We start from the raw sequence: 26,544 nt of genomic DNA, 5'->3' as shown, positions 1-26,544 counted from the left end.
TACAAATTATAAAAGGAGAATATTGAGGGTTATGGTAAAAAAGAAAATCTACAAGGCGCTATCAGTAGCAGTAGCATCTACTATGCTGATGGCGACTCCAAATCCAGCATTAGTCAATGCAAAAGAATCACCATCAGATTCCACAGAAGAAGTTGTAGAAGAGCTTCAAGAGGAAGAAGAAACTGAAGAAGTAAAAGAGGAATCTAAAGAAGAAGCAGAAGAGTCTAAAGGGGAAGACAAGGAAGAATCTAAAGAGGAAAAAGAAGACTCTGAGGATTCAGACAAGGAAGACGCTGAAGCTGAAGAAGAAAAGAAGGAAGATTCTAAGGAAGACGAGGAGTCTAACAAGACATGCGAAATCACATACAGCATGTTCGATTTTGATGATAGTTACGAAGGCGGTTCATGGGGTTCAACTGTTACAAAATCAAAGGGTGGCGTAAAAATTGAGTATAGCGGAAACTATGCTGAGAAAGTTTTTGGTTTACCTAAGGGAATTAAGGGTACTGATGTAGTATCAGTAAAAGCTAATCTGTTAAAGGGTAGCAAATCAGGCTTTTCACTTAAGTTTAGAAACAAGGGTGAGGAAGTAAAGGCTGCTTATGGAACAGATGTAATTGAGAATACAGATAAGGCTGAGTTCGACGGAATCGGCTTAATGAATAGCTCAGGTGGTGGCACAACATTTACTATCCAGAGTATTACATTAACTCTTAAGGGTGACGCAGCTGATTACCCAACACCAAGTGAGATAAAGGATGATAACACAAAGCCTGAGATACAGAGAGATATCCCAGATTTAAGAGATTATATCTCTTGTGACAAGGGGCTTGGTAAGGACAGCTACACTGGTGCAGCTATCATGGCTTCAGAAATTACAGATGAAGCTTTGATGGACCTTGTTGAAAAGCACTTTAACGCTGTAACATTTGGTAACGAGTTCAAACCAGATTCATTAATGAATTACAACAACTCAAAGCCAGCAGATGGACAGATTATTACAGAAACATGGACAGATGCTAAGGGTGTTACACACAAGGATATGGCTGTTCCAAAGCTTGACTTCTCACGTCCTGAGAGAATGCTTCGCGTTATCAAGGATTGGAACGACGAGCATCCTGATAAGGAAATCAAGATTAGAGGTCATGTTTTAACATGGCACTCACAGACACCAGAGTGGTTCTTCAAAGAGAACTATGATCCAAATGGAGACTGGGTATCTCCAGAGGAAATGACACTTCGTCATGAGTGGTACATCAAGAGCGTATTCGAGCATGTATTTTCTTCTGAATACAAGGATATGTTCTATGGTTGGGATGTTGTAAATGAAGCATGTTCAGATGGTTCTGGTACATACAGAAGCGCTAGCGCAAGTGAGAGATCAAACTGGGCTAGAATCTATGGTATCGGAAGCAAGGAGGATGCTCCAGAGTACATTCTTAACGCATTTAGATATGCAAACTACTATGCTCATAAGATGGGTAAGGATGATGTAGAGCTTTACTACAACGATTACAACGAGTGCTCAGGCAACAAGCCAGATGCAATCGCACAGTTACTTGAGAGCGTAAAGAGACATGAAAGTGATGATGTTCTTCCTACTAGAATTTCTGGTTTTGGTATGCAGGGACACCACAACATGCTCGGACCTAGCAAGCAGCAGATTATCAACTGTGGTAAGAGATACGGTAAAATCGTAGGCAAGATTCAGGTTACTGAGCTTGATTTCAAGTGCTCTGATGAGTACGATGGAACATCAGCAACAGAGCAAGCTGAGTACACAAGAGAAGCATATCGTTATAAGGAAATCTTCGACGCATACAAGGAAATTGATGCTGATCCAGATATCGATGTAAATGGATTTACAGTTTGGGGTGTAATTGATCCTAACTCTTGGTTACAGACATCTAACAGCGCAGGTGGCGGTGCTAACGGAAACAGAAAGCAGGTTCCACTTCTCTTTGATGGTGACTACATGGCTAAGCCAGCTTATTGGGCATTTGTTGACCCTTCAAAGCTTGAGCCAGCTATCAAGAGCTTAACAGTTGTTCAGGCAGCTACAGGCTCAGACGAATTTGCTCATGGTAAGAGCGCTGCAATTGAGGGAACAGATTATACATTTGTTCCAGTATGGACAGGTGACAAGCTTTTAGTAAAGGTTAAGGCTAATGGCGCTAAAGCTGCAAAGCTTTATGTTGATTTTGCTTCTGATATGAAGGATGGAGCATCAGTTGTTACAGCTGAAGCTAATCTTGATGAAAATGGAGAGTGCGTTCTTGAGGTTGCTGCAGATTCAGAATTAGTTGCAACATCACGTCTTGCTATGGATGTTGTTGTAACAGATGCTGATGGAGACCATGCATTTAACAACCTTCGTCTTACACAGGCAGAAGGCAGCAAGTACTATGCTAAGGCTATCTGCAAGCCATACATGAATGTAACAAAGGGAACAGTTACAGTTGATGGTGATGTTGATGAAGCATGGGAGATTGCTAAGAATGTAGATCTTTCAGTTGCAGGCTCAAATCCAAAGGCTACAGCTACAGCTAAGCTTCTTTGGGATGAGGAAAATCTCTATGTTCTTATGAACGTAAAGGATGATGACTTAGATGCATCAGCTTCAGCAGTTCATGAGAAGGATTCTGTAGAAGTATTCATCGATGAGAACAATCACAAGTCTGATGGATATGAGGAAGATGATAAGCAGTACAGAATTAACTACTTAAATGAGACAAGCTTCAATGGCGATAAGTGCCTTGAGGATAATGTTAAGCATGCTGTAAAGGTTACAGATGACGGTTATGTAGTTGAGGCAGCATTTGCTTGGACAGATATCACACCAGAAGTAGGAACAGCTATTGGTCTTGATTTACAGATCAACGATGGTTCTAACGGTGCACGTATTGGTACACGTAGCTGGTATGATGAAACAGGTAATGGTTGGTCAGCACCAAAGGTATTTGGTGAGGTTTCACTTGTAGACGGCGAGGAAACACCAGATACTCCTGAAGAGCCAGTTATCGTTACTCCAGCAGTTGCAGAGGTCGCCGATGTAGTATACACAGGCGCTAAGGTTACACCAGAGGTTGTTGTTACAGCTGGCGATAAGGTACTTGTTAAGGATGTAGATTATACAGTTTCTTACAAGAATAATAAGAATGCAGCAGCAAAGGTTGGCACAGGTATGGGTGAAGACTTCGACGCTGCACTTCCAACAGTTGAGGTTAAGTTCATTGGCGAATATTCTGAGAACGAAGCTGTAAGGGCAAACTTCACAATTGCTCCAGTAGATTTCGCTGATGAGGATGCTATTGAGGTTGAGCCAGTTGACACATTTGTTGAAAGCATTTTCGCAACTCGTCCAGGCGTAACTGTTTACTTCAATGGTAAGAAACTTTCTAAGTCTAACTACACATTACAGTACAGACTTGGCGAGAATGGTAAGCTTCTTAACAAGCTTCCAGCACACGCTTCTAATGCAGATGGAACATACTATGCAGTAGTTACAGCAAAGGGTAAGAACTTCGTTGGTGCTACAAGCGTAGAGCTTGATATCCTTGAGGAAGTAAGCATCCATGTTCTTGAAGCTAGAGTAAACAGAAACGTAAGCTACAACAAGAGAACTGGTGCAGTTAAGGTTAAGGCATACTACACAGTTAAGACAAATTCTGAAGCTAAGTACTTCGGTGTTAAGAAGGGTTCAGTAGTAACACTTGAATCAGGTAAGGATTTCGAAGCTTCAGTTGTAGTTAGAGAGAGATTTACAGGTCTTGGATTAGTACACATTAAGGGCAATGACCCATTAGTTGGTGAAAGAGTTGTAATCGTATCATTTAGATAATATTTTCTAATCTCTTATTTATGGGGTTGGCATCTATTTTAGATGCCAGCTCTATTTTTTTATTTAGATATGCTACAATGAATAAAGATTGTTTATAGGAGAGTGAATATGGCTGGAGTATTATTTGGAATAGGAGTGGGGCCGGGTGACCCAGACATGCTTACCCTTAAAGCTGTTAAGGCTATTAAGGAAGCAGATGTCATTTGCTTGCCAAAGGCTGAGAAGGATAAGTGCGTGGCTTATCAAATCGCACTTCCTGCTGTACCGGAAATACGATATAAGAAAACCATTAGTCTGGACTTTGAAATGACAAGCGACACTGTGCGCTTAGAGCAAATCCATGGAGAATTCTACCAAAAATACAAACAGCTATTGATAGAAGGATATAACCTGGCATTTCTTACCATTGGTGATCCTACAGTTTATTCTACCTTTGGCTATATTATGAAGCTTGCTAAAAAGGATGGTATTGAGGTAGAGATAATAAACGGCATAACATCCTTTTGCGGTTCTGCAGCAGCGGCAGGTATTCTTTTAAGCGAAGGAGAGGAAAATATCCATATCATCTCAGGCCAGGGGAACATAGATGAAGAGCTAAAGCTGTCTGGAACTAAAATCATAATGAAGAGTGGAAAAAACATTTCAGCCATCAAAGAAAAGTTGATTCCTTTAGAAGAGGCTGATAGAATTATCGTATATGCGGTAGTAGATTGCGGTAAAGAAACAGAGCAAATCTACAAAGGCGCGATGATGATTCCAGAGGCTTGCAAATATATGATGACAATCATCATCAAAGAAAAATAAATATCATGGGGGATAATGTAGTGACTAAAAATGATTTTGCGCTTACTCCACCAATGGGGTGGAATAGCTACGACTATTATGACACTGCGGTTACAGAGGAGGAGGTAAAGGCTAATGCAGATTTTCTAGCTAAGCATCTTAAGGATTATGGCTATGAATATGTAGTAGTTGATATTGAATGGTATTCAAACGATGCTGCCACCATGCGTGACAAGTATCAGTACATTCCATTCGGTGATGATGAAATAGATGAGTATGGCAGATTTATACCAAGCCCTACACGTTTTCCATCATCTAAAAATGGGGCAGGCTTTAAAGCACTTTCTGATTATTGTCATAACTTAGGTCTTAAGTTTGGTATTCATATCATGCGCGGTATTCCAAGAGTTGCAGCAGAACGCCATCTTCCAGTATATGGAACAGATGTGACAGCAGCTGATATTGCAGATCCATCCAGCATATGTGGTTGGAATCCTGATATGTATGGCGTAAGAGACTGCAAGGAAGGCCAGGCTTACTATGATTCTTTGATTAGCATGTATGCTGACTGGGGTGTAGATTTTATTAAATGCGATGACATCTGTGATTCATGGATGTACAGGGATGAGAACTTCAGTGGATGGCATGAAACCAGAATGCTTCATAAGGCTATTATGAAATCAGGCCGTGAAATCGTTCTTAGTCTTTCACCAGGACCAGCTCACATCGATAAGGCATTCCATTATCAGGACAATGCTAATATGTGGCGTATCACTGATGATTTTTGGGATAAGTGGGAGCTTCTTAAGAACATGTTCTGGCGCTGCGAAATGTGGCAGGATCATGTGAAGGCAGGCTGCTTTCCAGATTGCGATATGCTTCCAATAGGAATGGTTGGTGCAGGCTTTAACAGTGAGCGTCATTCTAATTTCACTATGGATGAAGCAAAGACAATGATGACACTTTGGTGCATGTTCCGCTCACCACTTATGATAGGTGCCAAGCTTACTAAGTTATCAGATGAGGATTTATCCCTTCTTACCAATAAGACATTGCTTACTTATATGGAGGACGGATTTAAGGCGCATCAGGTAGCAAGAGATGATGACCATGCTATATGGGTAACAGAAAATGCTGCTATTGGAAAGAAGGCAGTTGCGGTGTTTAATCTATCTGATAAGTTTTTTGATTTTGCAGATTATAAATCAGATGTTTTTGCAGCAGTATCTTCAGATAGCTTTAATGGTTTAGACATCTGGACAAAAGAGGAATATAAGATAACAGCGGATTATAGTAAAGCTATTAATCCACATTCGGTTTTAGCGATTGAAATAAAATAATAGCGAGGTAAACAATGAAATTTGTAGTACAAAGAGTAACTGAGGCTTCAGTTGCAGTAGATGGAAAAACAATTGGAAAAATCGGCAAGGGCTTTTTAGTACTTATTGGTGTATCAGATAGCGATACTAAAGAAATTGCTGATAAGATGGTTAAGAAGCTTTTGGGGCTTCGCATATTTGATGACGAGAACGACAAAATCAATCTTTCACTTACAGATGTAGGCGGAGAGCTGCTTTTGATTTCTCAGTTTACCTTGTACGCAAATTGCAAAAAGGGCTATAGACCATCATTTACAGAGGCAGGAAAGCCTGATATGGCAAATGAAATGTACGAATATATCATTGAAAAATGCCGTGAGCAATTCCATGTGGAAACAGGAGAATTTGGAGCTGATATGAAGGTCTCACTTTTGAACGATGGACCATTTACAATTATTTTAGATTCTCAGGAAATTTGCTGATTTTTAGGTCGCTAAAGCCTTGACTTGAATGCTGAAATTCTATAGAATACTAAATGTTCGCAGAAGTGGCGGAATTGGCAGACGCGCAGGCTTCAGGTGCCTGTGGTAGCAATATCGTGTGGGTTCAAGTCCCATCTTCTGCATAGATTGCCCAGTAGGTTATACTTACTGGGTTTTTTATATGTCAATATATTTTATATGGAAATTCTCACAAAACATTGACACGAACATTGAAATATCTGACAAAAATAAATTAAATCTCTAAATTGACTTGCAATTACATAATCAGGCGCTATAATAAACTTATCAAATGAAAGAAAAGTATTTTTACAGAAAGGGAGGTACGGTCCACCAAAAAATTAAGTTTAGTAATTGTTTAAAATCTAGTGAATGGAGGTATAGTCCACCAGAGAAGTAAATTTTAACACGCGACATTGTAACAGTTATAAATAAGATAGATTGAGAGGTATAGTCCATTGGGATCGATATTAGGGGGCGGCACCAGTTAGGAATCGGTTGATTTCGAATTGGTGTCGCCCGTTTGTTATGTTTAGGCTTGCAAGAATTAGAAACAGGTCTTATAATGGATTGCATAAAATTAAATCGCGGTAAATTATACTAGAGGTGCTTATGTTGTTTTACGTAGTAATTATTCTTATAACTTTATTATATTTGGTGATACTTGAACTATCCAAAAACATTATTCTTGGATGGATAATCGGAGTGTTTGCTTCGATTGCTATGATTTCCTATAGGGGTTTTCTGGCAGATAAAGGAATGCTTAGCACCAAAGTAAATCTTATTACCTGGGTTGCATTTATAGGCATATTATGTGCTAATTATCTGCTAACTAGTCCTCCATATAAGAATGTTCCAGCAGTTGATAACAAGAATCCTGATGTGACAGAGGTAGTTCATGTCGCTCAAGGAGATTTGACAGGAGTATATAATGCAGACCATTCCGTAAAGGTGTATGCAGGAATCCCTTATGCTAAGCCACCAGTTGGTGAGCTTCGTTTTAAGGAGCCACAGGCGCCAGATAGCTGGAATTCAGTTAGAACCTGCGATGCTTTTGGCCCAATGGCAATGCAGCCTAGAAGCAATACATTATATGACAGCTTGTCCCATATCCTTGGTTGGCATGATTATCAGGTAAAGCTTGGTGATGAATATATAGAGCCAATGAGTGAAGACTGTCTATATCTTAATGTTTTTGCCCCAGAGGATGTGGGGGATGAGCCACTTCCTGTTATTTTTTACATTCACGGAGGTAGCCTTACCACAGGTCAGTCTTCTTACACAGAATATCGTGGAGAGGATTTGGCAAAAAGAGGTGTTATTGTTGTAAACTTCGCATATCGTCTTGGTGTGTTTGGATATTACACTGCAGATGATTTGAAATCAGAATCACCAAATAATACTACAGGAAACTACGGCCTGTTAGATCAGATTGCAGCCTTAAACTGGGTAAAGGATAATATAGCAGCATTTGGCGGAGACCCTGACAGAATTACTATTGCAGGAGAATCTGCTGGTTCATCCAGTGTTAATGCCATTTGCGTTTCTCCACTTACAGAAGGATTATTTAACTACGCTATTGCAGAATCCAGTGGAATACTTGCCTACAAGCCATTTCATACCTTTAGAGACTATTCTGAGGCTATAGAACAGGGCAATATGGTGCGAGAGGAATTCAATGCCAAATCTTCAATGGAGCTTAGAGATATTCCCGCAGAAGAGCTTGTGAAAACCGCTAGCAATCAGTCAGCTATGACAGTAGATGGCTATGCTATAGTAGAACAGCCATATCTTACCTATGAAAAGGGTGAGAATCATGAGAAGGCTCTTTTAAATGGATTTAATGCCAAGGAGGCAGATGCATTTAATCTTGGCATAAAGGCAACAGCTGAAAATTACGAAGAGCTTCTTGCAGAGGATATTGGGGATTATGCTTCAGATATGGCAAAGGTAGTGCCGGCTGATTCACCTCAGCGTGACCAGCATTTTATTGTAGATGCTATGGGAGATGCAAAGGGAGCTTTGAATCAGGCTTATTCTGCAATATGGTTTAGTTATTCTCATTATCTATGGAACAACTATATGGTTAAACAGGGCAAGCCTGCTTACGAATATTATTTCACAAAGACAAACAACAGCCTGTCTAATTATCATGCAGGAGAGATACCATATGCTTATGGAAATCTTTGGAGACATCCTGGTCTTTATAATGAGGATGACTACAAGCTTTCAGATATCATGCAGCAGTATTTTGTAAATTTTGCTAAAACTGGAGATCCAAACGGCGAAGGATTACCGAAATGGGAAGCAAGAACTGTTAGCAATAATCAGCTTTTGCAGTTGGACACAGATATAAAAATGACTGATGACCCAAACAAAAAGCTATACAAAGTTATCGATAGATATGAAGAATCATTAAAATAGTTAAATTCATAAAGAAAAAGTGGAAAGGTTATTGTATACTGTAATTGAGGAATTAGAGGGAGAGTAAAATGACCTTTTCAGATTTGAATTTTATTTTTAGATTGTTACCAATCTTTTTACTTATATACTATATTGTTCCTGCTTCTTTTAGAAAGTGGGTACTTCTATTAGGCAGTCTTGGCTTCTATTATCTTAATGAGCCAAGGCTGATTTTAGTGCTTGCAGTTATGACCTGCGTGAACTGGATTTTTGCCCATGTTATTCACAAAAGTCACAGCAAGTTTGTTCTTGGCACAGTTGTTATTATAAACACAGCAGTTTTGTGCTTCTTTAAGTTTGCAAAAATAGGCTTTGGCCTATCTGTAATTATTCCACTAGGTCTAAGCTATTACATTTTCAAAATGATTTCCTATCAGGTGGATTTGTACAAAGGCAAAATCCAAAGTGTCAGCTTTATTAATATGGCTAACTATTTTGTGATGTTTCCACAGATTATTTCTGGTCCTATAGCGAGAGAAAGCTATGTTGAAGAGAATATCTTCTGGCAAAAATCTGATGCAAAAATCTTAAATCAGATAGAAGAGGGGCTGAAATTCTTTGTTATTGGTTTATTTATGAAGCTTATCATAGCAGATCATTTAGCAGTGTTTTGGAGCGATTTAAAGGTAATCGGCTATGAAAGTATCTCTACACCACTTGCATGGCTTGGCGCTTATGCTTATTCCTTGAATTTGTATTTTGATTTCTGGGGCTATTCTCTTATGGCTGCAGGAATTGGTGTGATGCTTGGATTTCCTTTTATCAGAAACTTTAACCAGCCTTATTTTTCTGCATCTATATCAGAGTTTTACAGAAGATGGCACAGCACTCTTGGTGAATGGTTCAGAGATTATGTTTATTTCCCACTTGGCGGTAGCAGAAAGGGCCAAATACGCACTGTAATTAATCTTATTGTAGTTTGGCTTCTTACAGGAATTTGGCATGGATATACACCTAATTTTTTTATATGGAGCATGTCTATTTGCATCATTATTATTTTTGAAAAGCTATTTTTTAGCCATTTTCCAAAGCTTTTTGCGGTAATTGGCCGTATAAACGTACTTGTGATTATACCTATCACATGGGTTGTTTTTGCTATCCATTCTTTTGGAAATCTGCGTTTATATTTACTTAGAATGTTTCCTGTAATAGATATTTCAGTTGCAGTTAATAAAAACGACGTATTTTATTATTTAAAGGATTACTGGCTTTTCTTGATGCTTGGTATCGTATTTTCGATACCGGTATTTACAAGTCTTTTCAAAAAGTATAAGGATAATGTAATTACAGTTCTTATCATTTTTGCAATGTTTTGGATTAGTATTTTCAGTCTGTCTAATTCAGCTGGAAATCCATTTATGTATCTTAGATTTTAGGTGATGTTATGAAAATAAAGGGTTTTTTATTACTTAGTTTAATAATAATTTCATCAGTAGGTATTTCGGCTACATCCTTTTATTTAAAGGATAAGGTTTACAGTGATTATTATGGAAATATAGTCAAAACTCCGATGGAGGCGGTAGCATTTAAGGCTATGGCCGATGGAGTATATCCGTGGTCAAAGGTAGAATTACAAAGCGCTTCTGAGGAACAGGGCAAGGACAACCTTCCAGAGGCAGTTGTTGATACAGCAGAAAAAGAAAAAGAGTTTACAACGGTTGATGATTCTTATTTTGATGATGCACTTTTTATCGGAGATTCAAGAATAGTTGGACTTTCTCAGTATTGCGAAGCGATTGATTCTAGAGCTACATTTTTCGCAAAGAAATCTCTTACTATTTTTGATATTAGAAGTAAGGAATGGATAGAAGACGAAAACAAAAATAAAATGTCTATTGCAACTGCTTTGGCAGGAAAGCATTTTAAAAAGATTTATCTGATGGTAGGAATCAATGAACTTGGAACAGGCGATGAAGAAAGATTTAGGGAAGTATATTCTGAGGTTATCCAGGGACTAAAATATCTTCAGCCTGATGCCACTATTTTTATTTGTAGCATAATGCATGTATCAGAAGAAAAAAATAACACAGATGAGCTTTACAACAATACAAATATCAATATTAGAAATGATGCTATAAAAGGATTGGCTGATAATAGAAAAGTATTCTATCTGGATGTGGGTGAAGCTGTTGATGATGAAAATGGTAATCTTAAAGCTGAAACTACTGGAGATGGAGTGCATTTAAAGGGCGCCTGCTATGAGCCATTGCACCAGTATTTATTAGAGCATGGAGTGGAATAAAGGACAGTAATTGAAGTGTGTCAGAATATTCAGATATAGAGCTTAAAAATTCGACACTTTAATTTGCAAAAAAGTGTTGACGAAATGAGCTTTGGGGGTTATTATTTACTAGTCGTCGCGAGAGAGTAACATCAAGCGAAAGACATGCGGAAGTGTCGGAACTGGCAGACGAGCAAGACTAAGGATCTTGTGGCTATTGCAGTCGTGCGGGTTCAAGTCCCGCCTTCCGCACTAATGTTAATAATTCTTATTGACATTAATCAGTTGCGGTGGTAACATATCACTCGTGTCGAAAGACAAAACAATTTATATCGTACGCGGAAGTGTCGGAACTGGCAGACGAGCAAGACTAAGGATCTTGTGGCTATTGCAGTCGTGCGGGTTCAAGTCCCGCCTTCCGCACTAAACCTAGGTTGAAAAAACCTAGGTTTTTTTTATTCAAAAAAAGGATATCCTTTTTTTTCATGTAATATGTTTTATAGGAGTGTCGATTAATGCATAAAAGGGAGGGTAAAATGGGCACAATTAGAGAAATGATAGAGCAGATGGAGAAGGAGACTCTTAGCCCTTATGCCACACAGAGCACTAATTCTCGCGGACGTGAGAAGGATGAGCCACAGTGTGATATCAGACCTTTATTTCAAAGGGACAGGGACAGAATCCTTCACAGCAAGGCGTTTCGTCGTCTTAAGAATAAGACGCAGGTTTTTCTTACTCCTCAGGGTGATCACTACAGAACCAGATTATCTCATACCCTTGAAGTTTCACAGAATGCCAGAACAATAGCTAAGGCTCTTCGTCTTAATGAAGATTTGGTTGAAGCTATTGCACTAGGTCATGATTTGGGCCATACACCATTTGGCCATGCGGGTGAGGCACAGCTTAACGCTATGTGCTCTACTGGGTTTGTGCATTCCGAGCAAAGTGTGCGCATTGTTGAAAAGTTAGAAAAGGGCGGTCAGGGACTTAATCTTACATGGGAGGTTCGTGATGGAATCCGCAATCACCAGACTAGCGGACATCCAGCTACACCGGAAGGACAGATTGTCAGATTATCCGATAAGATTGCCTATGTTAATAGCGATATTGATGATGCTATCAGAGCACAAATCCTTACTGAGGATGATATTCCAATGGAAATCAGAAAGACTCTTGGTATGACATCAGCAGTTCGACTTGATACTCTTATTCACAACGTTATCATTGAAAGCAAGGATAGCCCAGTGATTAAAATGTCACCAGAGATTGAAGAAGCTATGTCTGATTTGCGCAGCTTCATGTTTGCAAATGTCTATAAGGATTCTATTGCTAAAGTGGAAGAGGTTAAGGCTAAGCGAATGATTCGCGAGCTGTATGAATATTACACCTATCACTTTGAAGAACTTCCTAATAGATATAGAGCAATGGAAGATGAAGGCACCAGCCAGGAACGCATTATATGTGACTACATTTCTGGAATGACAGACCAATACTGCATTACAAAATTCAACGAATACTTTATGCCAAAGGCATGGGTGGTTGATGGATTTTAAAAAATAAATAATTTTTTCGGGAGAATAAATGCCTTATTATTCTGATGAAATCATCGAAGAAGTTCGTTCTAGAACAGATATCGTCGATGTAATTTCAAGATATGTAAACTTACAAAAAAAGGGCAGCCAGTATTTTGGCTTATGTCCCTTTCATAATGAAAAGACAGGCTCATTTTCAGTAAGCCCTCAGAAGCAAATGTATTATTGCTTTGGTTGCGGTGCAGGAGGTAATGTTTTCAGCTTCCTTATGGCATACGAAAACATGACCTTTAAAGAAGCTGTTGAAGAGCTTGCCCCTAAATGCGGCGTCACATTGCCGCAAAGGGAAATGACTTATCAGGAAAAGCAAAGAGCAGATAAAAGGACCAGACTTTTTGAAATTAACAAAGAAGCTGCAGCCTATTATTACAAAATGCTTCGCTCACCTGAAGGACAGCAGGCCCTTGGCTATTTCACAAAGCGACAGCTTACTGCTGAAACCCTTCACAAATTTGGACTTGGTTGCACCAGCAAATACTCCGATTCCTTGTACAAATATCTTAGAAGCAAGGGGTATGAGGATAACATCCTTAAGGATTGCGGTCTTGTAACCATAGATGAAAAACGTGGAGGCCATGACAAATTTTGGAACAGAGCAATGTTTCCTATATTTGATGCCAACGGTAAGGTAGTAGCCTTTGGTGGTCGTGTAATGGGTGAGGGCGAGCCTAAATATCTAAACTCGCCAGAAACGGAAATCTTCAACAAATCAAAAACACTTTTTGGTTTGTATTTCGCTAGAAAGACCAGACGCGAACAGTTTATACTATGCGAAGGCTATATGGATGTTATATCCCTTCACCAGGCAGGCTTTGACAATGCTGTAGCATCACTGGGTACAGCCCTGACAGAAGGCCATGCAGGTATGCTAAAACGATACGTTAAGGATGTTTACCTTAGCTATGATTCCGACGGAGCAGGACAAAAGGCAGCTCTTAGAGCAATACCTATTCTTAAGAATGCTGGAATTTCCTGCAGGATTATCAATATGTCCCCTTACAAGGACCCAGACGAATTCATAAAGGCTCTTGGCCCAGAAGAATACGAAAAACGTATTTTGAATGCGGAAAACAGCTTTATGTATCAGGTCAGAATGAAGGAAAAGAATTACGACCTTACTGACCCAGAGAAGAAATCAGATTTTCAAAAGGAAGTAGCCAGAATGATAGTCACTGAATTTCCTACTCAACTTGAGAGGGAAAACTACACCGAATCAGTGGCGGCAAGGTTTAACATTCCAAAGGCTGCCCTTGGAAAATATATATTAGAGCTTGGACAATCAGGTATTACAGCCAAATCATCATCTGCTTCAAGAGAAAGTAGGGCTTCAAACAAAAAGCCAAAGGATGACGGCATGAAAATGTCACAGCGTCTGTTACTTACCTGGCTTGTAGAACAGCAGGATATTTATCCTAAGATAAAGGATTATGTTGCCCCGGATGATTTTGAAGAAGGGGTATACAAAAAGGTTGCAGATGAAGTATTTGCAAGCCTTAGCGAAAACAAACCTGTTGATACAGCTCGCATCGTTGACATGTTTATGGAGGACGATGAACGAAAAACAGTTGCGGCTCTTTTCAACACCACTGTTGGAGAGCTGACAGATAATACGGATCTTAGTAAGGCCCTTAAGGAAACCTTACTTAGAATAAAAAAGAATTCACTTGAGCTTGCTCAGAAAAACGGCACAAATCTTAAGGCTTTAGTGGAAGGTAAAAAGCAACTACAGCGTCTTGAGCGCTTAGACATTTCAATCTAGAAAGGAATAAAAATGGCAAAAAAGAAAGTTGACGAATTAATCGAAAACGGAGATTTAAAGGCTGCTGCTGATGCATTTTTAGCAGAGGCTGACGCAGCAGAGGAAGAAGATAACGATGCAGAGGCTGATGACAAAGATGTTGACTTCGGCGATATGGAAGAAATCTCAGTAGAGGATCTTGAGTTTAACGAGCATGATTTTGATAACATCGATGAGAAGGAAGATGATGACGATGTTGATGAATTCTTAGCATCAGTTGGCGCAAAGACTACTGTTGATGAAGATGACGATGATGTAGATGATGACGATGAGGATTCATTTGGTAGCGACGAGCTTGACTCAAAGGTTGCAGAGCTTGTTAAGATTGCTAAGTCTCAGAAGAGCATCATTGAAGATTACGAAATCTCAGAGTTCTTAAAGGATTACAAAATCGATGCTAAGCAGATGGAGCGCATCCTTACATATTTAGATAAAAAGGGAATCGATGTAAACTTCTCATCAGGCCCTTCAGATGCACTTTTACTTGCAAGTGATGATGAGGATATGGATGACATCGATATGTCAGTTCCAGATTCTGTCAGCATCGAGGATCCAGTTCGTATGTACCTTAAGGAAATCGGTAAGGTACCACTTCTTTCTGCTGAGGAAGAGGTTGAGCTTGCACAGAGAATGGAAGACGGCGACCAGGAAGCTAAGAATAAGCTTGCTGAGGCAAACCTTCGTCTTGTTGTTTCTATTGCTAAGCGTTACGTTGGACGTGGTATGCTTTTCCTTGATCTTATTCAGGAAGGTAACCTTGGTCTTATGAAGGCTGTAGAAAAGTTCGATTATCACAAGGGATATAAGTTCTCTACATATGCTACATGGTGGATTCGTCAGGCAATTACACGTGCCATCGCTGACCAGGCTCGTACAATCCGTATTCCTGTACATATGGTAGAAACAATCAACAAACTCATCAGAGTTTCTAGACAGTTACTACAGGAGTATGGCCGTGAACCAACTCCAGAAGAGATTGCTGAGGCAATGGGTATCACAGTAGATAGAGTACACGAAATCCTCAAGATTTCTCAGGAGCCAGTATCTCTTGAGACACCTATCGGTGAAGAGGAAGATAGCCACCTTGGTGATTTCCTCCCAGATGAAAACGTACCAGTACCAGCAGAGGCTGCAACATTTACACTTCTTAAGGAACAACTTCACGAGGTTCTTGATACACTTACAGAGCGTGAACAGCGCGTTCTTATCCTTAGATTTGGTCTTGAAGATGGTAAGGCCCGCACACTTGAGGAAGTTGGTAAGGAATTTAACGTTACACGTGAGCGTATTCGTCAGATTGAAGCAAAGGCTTTAAGAAAGCTTCGTCATCCAAGCCGCAGCCGCAAGCTTAAGGATTACTTAGATCAATAAAAATAAAAAACAGAATCGACATAATTAAATGATAAAATTATCGGAAAGATTACAAATTATATATGGTATGGTACCAAAATGCGACACCATTTGCGATGTGGGGTGCGACCATGGATACCTTACAATTGCTCTTTTGGAGGGCAATGTTGCAACCCGTGCAATCGCAATGGATGTCAATAAGGGACCACTTAACAGTGCAAAGGAAAACGTTGGCCTGCATGGGCTCTCAGATAGTGTGGATTTCAGACTATCTGATGGTCTTAAAAAGCTTTCAGTTTCTGAAGCAGATACTATATGTATTTGTGGTATGGGTGGCGCACTTATTACTAGAATACTTGATGCGGGAATTGATGTGGCCAAAAGCGCTAAGACAATCATTTTAGAGCCACAGTCAGAATACGATAGGCTTAGAGCCTTTTTAGTGGGTAATCATTTTTCGTTTTTGGATGAAGCATTATGCATGGAAGAAGGAAAAATCTATCCGATAATTAAGGTCTGCTACGAGCCTGATTTGGATTACAGTTTATCTGATGCAGAGCTTGAATACGGACCGATAATTATCAAGAAGAGGCCAACCTTATTCAAAACGCTTCTTAACAAAAACAAAAATGAATACTTATCTATTCTAGAAAAATTAGTTTCAAAAAAAGATATAGCCAGTGATTCACCTATACAAAAAAGAATAAAAGAGCTGGAAGATGCTCTTGACTGCATTGAAAGGCTCGAGCTTGAAATGGAGGAGTAGCCATGGCTAAAGTAATCATTAACGGTAAAGAAGAGACTTATGGGGACGGAACTAGTTTGCTTGAAATTGCAAAGCGCCACAAGGAGGATTTCAGAGATGATATTGTTCTTGCAAAATATAATGGCAATCTTGCAGAGCTTAACAAAACCGTTTCTGAAGATGCAAGCATTGAATTCCTGACTACTGCAGATAAAGATGGACGAAGAGCGTATAGACGAAGCGTTGTATTTTTATTACAGAGAGCTTTAATGGAGGTTTATCCTTATCCAAAGCATGCATATCTTAGGGTACAGCATTCGCTTGGACAGGGCGATTTCTGCACCTTTGATGGTGTGGATGAAATAACGACAGATAAGATAGAGGAACTGAAGCAGGTAATGCATCGTCTTGTAAAAGAAGATATTCCTCTTAAGAAGTATTCCATTAAAACTTCCGAAGCCAGAGAGATGTTCCACAAGTTTAACATGGTTAACAAGGAACAGCTTCTGAAATACCGTACCAGTTCAAACATTAACATCTATGATTTGGACGGATGTAAAGATTACTTTTATGGCTACATGGTTCCTTCTACAGGTTACTTAGGCTATTTTGATTTATTAAAATTTGAAAATGGTGTAATGCTTATGTTCCCTAATGGAAATAAGCTTACAGGAGATACCAGAGTGGTGGCAGAGTTTTCACGCCCTATGAAGTTGTTTTCTGTTCAGCAGGCAGCATCTAAGTTCGGAGAGACTCTAGGAGTTTCCACTGTAGGTGAATTAAATGAAGCCATTACTAAAGGCAGAATAAAAGATATTGTTCTATCACAGGAAGCAATAATGGAGCGAAACATTGGTGAGTTAGCTCATACTATTGCCGATAGAAAGGATGTTAAGTTTGTTATGATGGCAGGTCCTTCTTCATCAGGAAAGACCACATTTTCGCACAAGCTTTCAGCGCAGCTTAGAGCATTAGGCTGTGTACCACATCCAGTTCCTTTGGATGATTTTTATTTAAATCGGGACCAGATGCCTATAGATGAATATGGTGAGAAAGACTTCGAATCAATCGAAGGAATTGATGTTCCATATTTTAACGAATGCATGGTTAAGCTTTTGAATGGCGAGAGAGTACTGCTACCTAACTTCAACTTTAAGACAGGTAAGCGTGAGTACAACGATCATTACATGCAGCTTGGCAAAAACGACATTCTTGTAATTGAAGGTATTCATGGTCTTAATGACAAAATGAGTGAATCTCTTCCAGCAGAGAGTAAATATAAGATTTACTTGTCAGCGCTTACTCAGCTTTCAATAGATGAGCACAATCCGTTGTCTACTACAGATGGAAGATTAATTAGAAGAATTGTACGTGATTCAAGAACACGTGCTACATCTGCTGCTGAAACCATAGCAATGTGGGATTCAGTTAGAAGAGGAGAAGAGAAATATATCTTCCCATTCCAAGAAAAAGCAGATTATTTGTTTAATACAGCTTTAATTTATGAGATGGCTGTGTTAAAATTATATGTCGACCCTCAGTTGTACGCTATAGAACCAGACCATCCAATGTATGCTGAGGCGAAACGATTAATCAAATTATTAGATTACTTCATTCCTATGGCACCAGATGTTATTCCTAACAATTCGTTGGTGCGTGAGTTTATAGGAGGAAGTTGTATTTTGTAATATATAATAAGTAATGATAATAAGGGGCTAGATGAGTAGTCGCTGCCTTACTGTAATGGTAGGGGAGAGGAAAGTCCGGGCTTCACAGGGCAAGGATGCCAGCTAACGGCTGGTGGAGGTAACTCCAAGGATAGTGCAACAGAAATATACCGCTCATAGCAATATGAGTAAGGGTGGAAAGGCGGTGTAAGAGACCACCGTATCGTTGGTAACAACGGTAGCCATGTAAACCCCATCCGAAGCAAGTTCTAAGCGGTGCGTACGCGGCCCGCCAGCATCAGGTTGAACGCTTGAGGCCATTGGCGACAGTGGTCCTAGATAGATGACTACTTTAAAAGACATAACCCGGCTCACAGTCTAACCCTTTTTTATAAATTGTAATTTGTCTGAATATAGGACATTATTTACAAAAAAGATAATTATATTTTCACAATCGGTGGGAATTATTAACAAATGTGAATTTTCTGTGTTCTTCTAACCCAAAAAGGTGATATAATATAACTAGATTAACTTCGAAGAAGGGGATAGAGTTATGGAGGTACTTGTTGTTATGGTTTAGAAGGATGGTGAAAGATGGATTATCAAGTAGGCGATTATTTGGTTCATGAGGGTAGTGGAGTTTGTCAGATCGAGGATATTGACGACATGGAGCTTATGGGCAAAGGTTCTCGCAAAACGTACTATTGCATGTCTCCAGTATTTAAGGCAGGTGCAAAGGTATTTACTCCAATAGTTGGTTCAACAGTAAGGCTTCGTCCTGTTGCTGGACTTGACACATTTACTAGAATTCTTGACAACATTGACGACATCAAGTGTATCGAAGGAGCTAATGAAAGAGCTCTTCAGGACAAATTCAAAGAGGTAATGGCTGAGTTCACACCAGAATCTATGGCTAGCGTTGTAAAAACAGTTCTTATCAGAAAGTGGAATCGTATTGCTGCTGGTAAGAAAGTAATGGCTATGGATGAGAAAATCCTTAATCTTGCAGGTCGCAAGTTATATGAGGAAATGGCATTTGCCATGGGTAAGGATGTTCAGTATGCACAGCATCTATTCGAAGACGCAGTCAAGGCTCATCAGGATACACTTTTAATAGGTGCTTAATTATATGATATCTTACAGATTAATTTCAGAACGAATTAAAAATAATAATGGTCTTGTTACAGTGCTTAATTTGCTGGACAAGGCCATTACTTATATAACTGTTTTGTTATATGCAGGTTTTCTCGTGTATTCTTTTATGCAAATTCCTAATGACAAGGGGTTATTATTGTATCGAAGCCTGCTTGTAACAGGAGTTTCTTTCATTATAGTAAGCTTGTACAGAAAGCTTTTAAGCTCCCCTAGACCATACGAGGTGTACGATTTTACACCTGTATTGAAGAAGGACACTAAGGGGAAAAGCTTCCCAAGCAGACATGTTTTCTCTATTTTCATTGTGGCCTTTACTATAGGCCAGGTATTTCCAGTTATTTGTGGCATTTTATGCCTGTTAGGACTTATCCTTGCTGTTATCAGGGTAATAGGAGGAGTTCACTTTATTAAGGATGTTGTGGCCGGATTTGCCATCGCAGCTATAATATCTATAATTTGTTACGGTATTTTTTGTAGCGTTTTCGGTCTTCTTATGCTACCATTTTAAGTATAATAATCTTTTACAATTTGGAGTTTTTTTATGAAAAAGAATGCAAAGAAGGCTTTAGCTGTGTTATTTAGCGTTCTTGGCACAGTTTTGGGGTTGTATATTGGTGGTTATTGGCTGTTTGCACGCCCAGTCTATTGGCTGGTTACAGGCTTTACTGGTGGCACACTTACAGCTGGTATTCTCATTATCAATATATTTAAGATATTTATCGCATCCACTATTGGAGGAGGTATTTGGTGCGTATGTGATATTATCGCAGGCTTTTTTAGGGATTTACCTGAAGAAGACTAACTAACTTTAATGATTGGGAGGTATTATGAAATGACTGGAAATGTAATTGTGGGACAATCTGGCGGCCCAACCGCAGCAATTAACTCTTCTTTAGCGGGAGTTATCAGAACAGCAAAAGACCGTGGGGCAGGAAAGATATACGGTATGCTTCATGGCATTAAAGGCCTTATGGAAGAGGATTATATAGACCTTTCCGATTACATCAAGAACGATTTGGATGTTGAGCTTTTGAAACGTACACCAGCTGCATATCTAGGTTCATGCAGATTTAAACTTCCAGAAATCCACGAGGACATGGAAACATACGAGAAAATCTTCGGGATTCTTAACAAACTCGAAATCGAAGCTTTAATTTACATCGGTGGAAATGATTCCATGGACACCATCAAAAAGCTTTCCGATTATGCAATTATCACAGGTTCAAATATCAGATTTATAGGATGTCCTAAGACTATCGACAATGATTTAGCACTTACAGACCATACACCAGGTTATGGTAGCGCTGCTAAATATATCGGTACATCTGTTAAGGAAATTATTCGTGATGGACATTGTTTAGAGTACGATAAAGGACTTGTTACAATAGTTGAAATTATGGGACGTAATGCAGGTTGGCTTACAGGTGCTTCCATTCTTGCCAAGGGTGAGGATTGTGAGGGCCCAGATTTAATCTACTTGCCAGAGGTTCCATTTGACGTTGAAAAATTTAAAGAGAGAGTAGAAAAGCTATTAAAGCAGCAGCATTCTGTTGTTATTTGTGTTTCTGAAGGTATTCATACAAAGGACGGCAAATATGTATGCGAATTAGGAAGCAACGTAGAATTCGTAGATGCCTTCAATCACAAACAGCTTACAGGAACAGCATCTTATCTTTGCAACTACATTGGAAGAGAGCTTGGCTGCAAGACTAGAGCTATTGAGCTTTCTACATTACAGCGTGCCGGCTCACATTTAGCTTCACGTATCGATATTTTGGAGGCATACCAGGTTGGTGGTGCTGCAGTTCTTGCTGCTGATGAAGGTGATACAGGAAAGATGGTTACACTTATCCGTCATTCTGATGATCCATATCAGTGTGGTACAGAGGTTAAGGATGTTCATAAGATTGCTAATGACGAGAAGCTTGTTCCAAGAAATTGGATTACACATGATGGAACATATGTAACAGAGGCATTCATTACTTATGCTAAGCCATTGATTCAGGGCGATGTTGCACCAATCATGGTTGATGGAATTCCTCGTCATATTTGCAGACCACAGAAAAAGAATAAATAATCGGAGGGGATGAAATGCAGGTTTTTCATGGAACAATAATAACATGTGATGAAAATAATACTATCGCAAATTATTTAGTTGAAAGAGAAGGTAGAATTGCATATATTGGCAATACCTTGCCAACTCAATATGAAATGATTCCGCCTATTGAATTGGGAGCGGGTGTCGCTTTACCTGCATTTGTAGATACCCACGCCCATTATTCAGGCTTCTCTGTTTTGCATAGAATGTTTCCTATTAGTGATACAGATTCAAATGCAAAGATACTTGAGGCACTAGAAGAATATGCAAGTACCACCAAAGAAAATATAGTAGTTGGATTTGGCGCCACTGAATTTTCTGTTTCAGAAGGTTATTTGTTGCTTAGAGAACAGATGGATAAGGCTTGTCCAAACAAGCCAGCTATCATTTTAAAGCATGATGCTCATTCTGCTGTTTGTAACTCAATGTTTATCGATGCTGTAAAAACTAGGATTGAGAATCTTAGAGGCTTTAATCCAGAAACTGGTGAATTGAAGCAGGAGGCATTTGTTACTGCGACAGAATTTGTATCACATGGTCTTTCAACCAAAAAGGTTATTGATTCCATGGTGGAAACTGCAGATTTCCTTGCCAGCAGAGGTATTGGACTTATTTGTTCAGCCAGTGGTCTTGGTTTCGTTAGAGACTATGACTTTGATATGGAACGTTCTGTTGCTAAAGGTCTTGATAATGGAATGCAGATAAAGGTAGCATATCAGTGCTCTAACGTAGACAAGATTGCCAAGAAGGATATGACAAGAGTTGTATTTGCCAACCTTGATGGTACATTTGCAAATCAGGATGCATATCTTATTGATGAATATGCTGATGCTAAGCATCGTGGCGTATCTTATTATGATGATGTTGAAGTTCAGAAATTCTGCGTCAACGCAAATAGAGCAGGATATCAGATAGCACTTCATGCTGTTGGTGATGCAGCCTTTGAACAGGCTGTTAATGCAATAGCAATGGCGTTAGAGGATTATCCAAGATATGACCACAGACATATAATTCTTCATGGTTCTCTTCCAACAAAGAGATGCCTTAAGATTTGCAGCAAATACAATATTATGATTTCTGTAAGACCATCACTTCTTTCAAACGTTAAGGGTGTGGATGATTTTATTAGGGGTATGCTTTCAGAAACCCAGTACAATTTCATCAATCCACTTAAGACAATGAAAGATATGGGAATTAGGCTCTGCTTTAATTCGGATGCGCCTGCATCAGATCCAGACCCTATTAAATGGATTCATGATGCCTGCAATAATCCAAACCCTGAAGAATCTGTTTCTGTATATGATGCTCTTAGAATGGCAACATATAATGGAGCTGTATCATTATTTGATGAGAAGGAAAGAGGAACTCTTGAAATGGGAAAGAGCTGCGATATTGTAGTGCTTGATGCTAACCCATACGAGGTTCCAGTTAAAGAATTAAAGAAGCTTAATGTTTCAGAATTATACCTGAGGGGAAAGCCATACGAAAGATCACGTACAGGTTCTATGGCTACAATGCTTCGCGGCATGTTCCCTCAGTCGTAAATCAATTTAGGAGTAATAATGTCATTATCAATAGTAGTAGGTAGCTCGGGTAGTGGAAAATCCACTACCCTTTATTCAAGAATAATAAAAGAATCTATGAAACACAAAGACAAGAATTTTCTTGTTATCGTGCCAGAACAGTACACCATGTCCACCCAAAAGCTTTTGGTGTCCATGCATCCTAACAAATGCATCATGAACATAGATGTATTGTCCTTCAATCGATTAGCTTATCGTGTATTCGAAGAGCTGGGCGCTGGCATAAATGCTGTATTGGATGATACAGGAAAATCCCTTGTTATTAGACGAATCATAGACAATCATTTAAATGAGCTTAAGACACTTAGGCAGAACATTACAAAGATTAGTTATATAACTCAGGTGAAATCTCTTATTTCCGAAATGACCCAGTATAACATTACAGTTGATGGTCTAAAAGAAATGATAAATACACCTGCCATGTCAGAAAGCTTCAGAAGAAAAGCCTCGGATTTGTTAGTTTTGTACGAGGCTTTTTTGGATTTTATAGATGGTAAATATGTTACAACAGAATCTATTTTATCCACTCTAAATGAAATCTTAGATGATTCTGAAATTGTAAATGGTTCCACAGTTGTGCTTGATGGATTTACAGGCTTTACACCTATCCAATATCAGCTGGTGGAGCATATGCTTAAAATCTGTGATGAGGTGGCAGTTACTATCACTGCAGATAGTGAAGAAGCCATTCTTACAAAGCAAGGTGAAGATGCTTTGTTTGAAATGTCATCAGAATTTGCTCTTAAGCTTAACAAATTAGCACTTAACGTAAATACAATAATTAATCCAATAGATTTTATCCAGGCAAAGGATGGCTGGCTTTCTATCAATCCTGTGCTTACACATTTAGAGAAGAACATTTTCAGAAATAATGTGGCCAAGTATGAGGGAAAAGAATCAGCCTCTGATTCAATAAAGCTGGTTAGTCTTCGAAGCATGCGAGATGAATTGCGATACGTTGCAATTCAGATAAATAAGCTGGTGCGACAGGGGATGCATTATAAGGATATAGCTGTTGTTGCGCCTAATTTGGATTCATATAGATATTTGGTTTCGGGAATTTGGGATGAGTACAATATCCCTTATTTCATTGATGCCAAAACAGAGATTTTGTTCCATCCAATGTCAGAAGCTATAGCTGCCCTTTTTGACATTTTTGAAAGGGATTTCAGAAGAGAGGATGTATTCCGTTTCCTTCGTACAGGATTAACAGATCTTACATCTGACGAAATAGACTATTTGGAGAACTACCTGATTTCAACAGGAATCCGTGGAAAGAAAAAATACTTTCATCCATTTGCAATCCGTTCTAATAGCTTCAAAGAGGATGAGGATTTAATCAGGGTAAATGAGATTCGTGAAAAATTCATTGACCCATTTGTGGAGTTTGATAATAAGCTTGAAAAGAAAAGTACTGTACGAGCTATAGCAGTTGCGCTTTTTAGCTTTGTCACAAGCTTTGATTTTGAAGGAAAAATAAACGCTAGAGGAAAGCTTTATGAGGATAACGAAAATCCTGTAAAGGCCAAGGAATATAGCCAGATTTATCCAGTTATAATGGATATTTTGGATAAGCTTGTTGGTATTCTTGGGGATGAAGCCATGGACATGGAGGAGTTTAAGGATCTCTATGAGGCAGGACTTTCTGCAGCTTCAATCGGTGTCATTCCGCCTACAGCTGATAGCGTAATATTGGGTGATATTGAAAGAACCAGATTATCTAATATTAAGGTGCTGTTTTGTATTGGAGCATCAGATGATACTATTCCAAAGAAGGTGGAAAACGGAGGTATTCTGTCACAGTTAGAGCGTGAGCAGCTTCTGTCACTTGGATTTGAGCTGGCACCATCTGATAGACAAAAGGCCTTCCGTCAAAGGTTCTATCTGTATCTAATGCTGACAAAGCCAAATGAAAGATTATATATAACAATGCCACGTGTTGATGCAGATGGCAAAGGTGTTAATCCTTCATATCTGGTAGATTTGTTGAAGAAGATGTTTGCTTCGCTGGAGCTTGAGGAGATAGAGGAGTTTGATTCTAAGGACAGAATTCTATCTATAAAGAGCGCAATGGATTATTTGATAGCTCTTTTAAATAAGGCGGTAACCTTTGGCGTTGAAAGCTTGAGTGATAATGAAGAGACAGATTTAACAAATCTAATAGAATGGGCAAAGCTGACTGATGAGGATAATCTAAAGCTACTTCTTAATGGGGCATTTTACGAGCATGAAAAGGAGAGCTTTTCAAATGATGTAATGCTTGCAGTAAACGAAGCTATAAATATGGACGAAACCATATCAGGCTCTGTTTCCAAGTTTGAGCTATACAACGAATGTAGCTACAAATACTTCCTAACCTACATATTAAAGCTTAATGAGAGAGAGGAATTTGCTCTTTCAAGCATTGATATGGGAAATTTCTGTCATGAGGCTATTGAGAGATATTCTAGCAGCCTGAAAAATGACGGCAAGACATTTAAATCTGTGACAGAAGAGGAACGAGAAAAATATATAGAGGTTGCCATTTCCACCACCTTCGAGCAGATGGGAAAGGTTGCAACCTTAGAAGATCCTACTCAAAAATACATAGTAGAAAGCCTGAAGGATACTCTTAGACGAACAGTTGAGATAATAACAACTCAGGTATCCAGAGGACAGTTTGAACCGGAGCTTTTCGAAGAGATTATAAAGACTGAAATAAAGGATAAGGACAGCGGAGAACTTCTAGCTAACTTAAAGGGTAAGGTTGATAGAATTGATTTGACTGACTCTGATGATAAGGCAGTTAGAATTATCGATTATAAATCAAGTGGACATAAGCTTGATTTAAGTGAATGCTATCACGGTCTTTCTATGCAGCTTCCAATCTACATGGGAGTTGTGCTAGATAAGCTTAAGGATAAATATCCTAATGCAACAGTTCATCCATCAGCCATGCTTTATTATGAAATGGCTAACAAGTTTTTGGAGGTTACGGCTGCAGAAAATGCTACCGAAGAAGAACGACTTAAGCTTAGCCGTATGGAAGGTCTTTTATCAAATGACCCTGAAGATTTGGCAGCCAATGATTCAAGTGTTGGTTTGGAGCCTGGTCAAACTAAAAAGTCATCTATTGTGCCTTATGGTATTAAAGCAGATGGTGAGCCATCAGACAGAGATACTAATGCCGTGGAAAAGGGTGCGATGCAGACTGTAATCGATTATGCCATGTTACAGGCAGCTGAGACTGCAAAGCACATTATTGCAGGCGATTTTGAGCCATCGCCAGCCCGCCTTGGTTCACACATAGATGCGTGTAGATACTGCAATTATAAAAGCGTTTGTCATTTCAATGAGAACGAGGCAGGATATACTGTTAGAAGCTTTGAAAAGGCAAAGAATAATTCTGAAGTTGTAGAACTGATGAAAGAAAAATTAGAGGAAGAATAA

The 26,544-nt window shown here is 39.1% G+C and carries 18 protein-coding genes, 3 tRNA genes and 1 other RNA gene; all 22 read left to right on the top strand.

Annotation, left to right across the window (positions count from 1 at the left end; genetic code table 11):
• Positions 1-31 precede the first annotated feature (31 nt).
• The 22 genes from G611_RS15310 to G611_RS0106745 all read left to right on the top strand — a co-directional run bounded on the left by G611_RS15310 (position 32) and on the right by G611_RS0106745 (position 26,544).
• Positions 32-3,841: an endo-1,4-beta-xylanase gene (locus G611_RS15310; protein ID WP_051195144.1), complete on the top strand. Its 3,810-nt coding sequence runs from the start codon at positions 32-34 to the stop codon at positions 3,839-3,841.
• 108 nt (positions 3,842-3,949) lie between these two features.
• Positions 3,950-4,645 (top strand): precorrin-2 C(20)-methyltransferase, encoded by a 696-nt coding sequence (gene cobI, locus G611_RS0106840; RefSeq protein ID WP_028242983.1) that lies wholly within the window; start codon positions 3,950-3,952, stop codon positions 4,643-4,645.
• A 20-nt stretch (positions 4,646-4,665) separates the two neighbouring features.
• Complete coding sequence (locus tag G611_RS14215) at positions 4,666-5,964, top strand: glycoside hydrolase family 27 protein (protein WP_051195143.1); 1,299 nt, start codon at positions 4,666-4,668, stop codon at positions 5,962-5,964.
• 14 nt (positions 5,965-5,978) lie between these two features.
• Positions 5,979-6,425: a D-aminoacyl-tRNA deacylase gene (gene dtd, locus G611_RS0106830; RefSeq protein ID WP_028242982.1), complete on the top strand. Its 447-nt coding sequence runs from the start codon at positions 5,979-5,981 to the stop codon at positions 6,423-6,425.
• A 59-nt stretch (positions 6,426-6,484) separates the two neighbouring features.
• A tRNA-Leu gene (locus tag G611_RS0106825) sits at positions 6,485-6,568 on the top strand.
• A 598-nt stretch (positions 6,569-7,166) separates the two neighbouring features.
• The gene (locus tag G611_RS0106820; protein ID WP_242824264.1) at positions 7,167-8,867 is read left to right on the top strand and encodes a carboxylesterase/lipase family protein; all 1,701 of its coding nucleotides are present in this window, start codon (positions 7,167-7,169) and stop codon (positions 8,865-8,867) included.
• 68 nt (positions 8,868-8,935) lie between these two features.
• Positions 8,936-10,282 (top strand): MBOAT family O-acyltransferase, encoded by a 1,347-nt coding sequence (locus G611_RS0106815; RefSeq protein WP_028242980.1) that lies wholly within the window; start codon positions 8,936-8,938, stop codon positions 10,280-10,282.
• A gap of 8 nt (positions 10,283-10,290) precedes the next feature.
• Positions 10,291-11,148: a GDSL-type esterase/lipase family protein gene (locus tag G611_RS14210; RefSeq protein ID WP_051195142.1), complete on the top strand. Its 858-nt coding sequence runs from the start codon at positions 10,291-10,293 to the stop codon at positions 11,146-11,148.
• 146 nt (positions 11,149-11,294) lie between these two features.
• A tRNA-Leu gene (locus G611_RS0106805) sits at positions 11,295-11,379 on the top strand.
• 86 nt (positions 11,380-11,465) lie between these two features.
• Positions 11,466-11,550 (top strand) — tRNA-Leu (locus tag G611_RS0106800).
• A 113-nt stretch (positions 11,551-11,663) separates the two neighbouring features.
• On the top strand, positions 11,664-12,680 hold the full coding sequence (locus G611_RS0106795; RefSeq protein ID WP_028242979.1) for a deoxyguanosinetriphosphate triphosphohydrolase: 1,017 nt from the start codon (positions 11,664-11,666) through the stop codon (positions 12,678-12,680).
• Between the two features lie 28 nt (positions 12,681-12,708).
• Entirely contained in the window at positions 12,709-14,478 is a 1,770-nt protein-coding gene (gene dnaG / locus G611_RS0106790) for a DNA primase (protein ID WP_028242978.1), read from the top strand.
• Positions 14,479-14,685: 207 nt separating this feature from the next.
• A complete protein-coding gene (gene rpoD, locus G611_RS14205) occupies positions 14,686-15,888 on the top strand; it encodes an RNA polymerase sigma factor RpoD (protein ID WP_081657003.1) in 1,203 nt (400 codons plus the stop codon).
• A gap of 28 nt (positions 15,889-15,916) precedes the next feature.
• Positions 15,917-16,633 carry a tRNA (adenine(22)-N(1))-methyltransferase gene (locus G611_RS0106780; RefSeq protein WP_036948529.1) on the top strand — a complete coding sequence of 239 codons (717 nt, stop codon included), beginning with the start codon at positions 15,917-15,919 and terminating at the stop codon, positions 16,631-16,633.
• 2 nt (positions 16,634-16,635) lie between these two features.
• Entirely contained in the window at positions 16,636-18,300 is a 1,665-nt protein-coding gene (locus G611_RS0106775; RefSeq protein ID WP_028242976.1) for a nucleoside kinase, read from the top strand.
• Positions 18,301-18,323: 23 nt separating this feature from the next.
• An RNA gene (rnpB, locus tag G611_RS15335) (RNase P RNA component class A) lies at positions 18,324-18,669 on the top strand.
• Positions 18,670-18,873: 204 nt separating this feature from the next.
• The gene (locus G611_RS0106770; protein ID WP_028242975.1) at positions 18,874-19,404 is read left to right on the top strand and encodes a CarD family transcriptional regulator; all 531 of its coding nucleotides are present in this window, start codon (positions 18,874-18,876) and stop codon (positions 19,402-19,404) included.
• A 4-nt stretch (positions 19,405-19,408) separates the two neighbouring features.
• On the top strand, positions 19,409-19,942 hold the full coding sequence (locus tag G611_RS14200; RefSeq protein ID WP_051195140.1) for a phosphatase PAP2 family protein: 534 nt from the start codon (positions 19,409-19,411) through the stop codon (positions 19,940-19,942).
• A gap of 33 nt (positions 19,943-19,975) precedes the next feature.
• Positions 19,976-20,236, top strand: coding sequence for a hypothetical protein (locus G611_RS0106760; protein ID WP_028242974.1), 261 nt, complete (start codon positions 19,976-19,978; stop codon positions 20,234-20,236).
• A gap of 30 nt (positions 20,237-20,266) precedes the next feature.
• Complete coding sequence (locus G611_RS0106755) at positions 20,267-21,511, top strand: 6-phosphofructokinase (protein ID WP_028242973.1); 1,245 nt, start codon at positions 20,267-20,269, stop codon at positions 21,509-21,511.
• 14 nt (positions 21,512-21,525) lie between these two features.
• Complete coding sequence (locus G611_RS0106750; RefSeq protein WP_028242972.1) at positions 21,526-23,076, top strand: amidohydrolase; 1,551 nt, start codon at positions 21,526-21,528, stop codon at positions 23,074-23,076.
• An 18-nt stretch (positions 23,077-23,094) separates the two neighbouring features.
• Positions 23,095-26,544: a PD-(D/E)XK nuclease family protein gene (locus G611_RS0106745; protein ID WP_028242971.1), complete on the top strand. Its 3,450-nt coding sequence runs from the start codon at positions 23,095-23,097 to the stop codon at positions 26,542-26,544.

It is taken from the genome of Pseudobutyrivibrio ruminis AD2017 (assembly GCF_000424305.1).
In the GTDB taxonomy this organism is placed as follows: Bacteria; Bacillota; Clostridia; order Lachnospirales; family Lachnospiraceae; genus Pseudobutyrivibrio; species Pseudobutyrivibrio ruminis_B.
The sequence above is the reverse complement of the archived record's forward strand: the minus strand, read 5'-3'. Positions and strand labels throughout refer to the sequence as shown.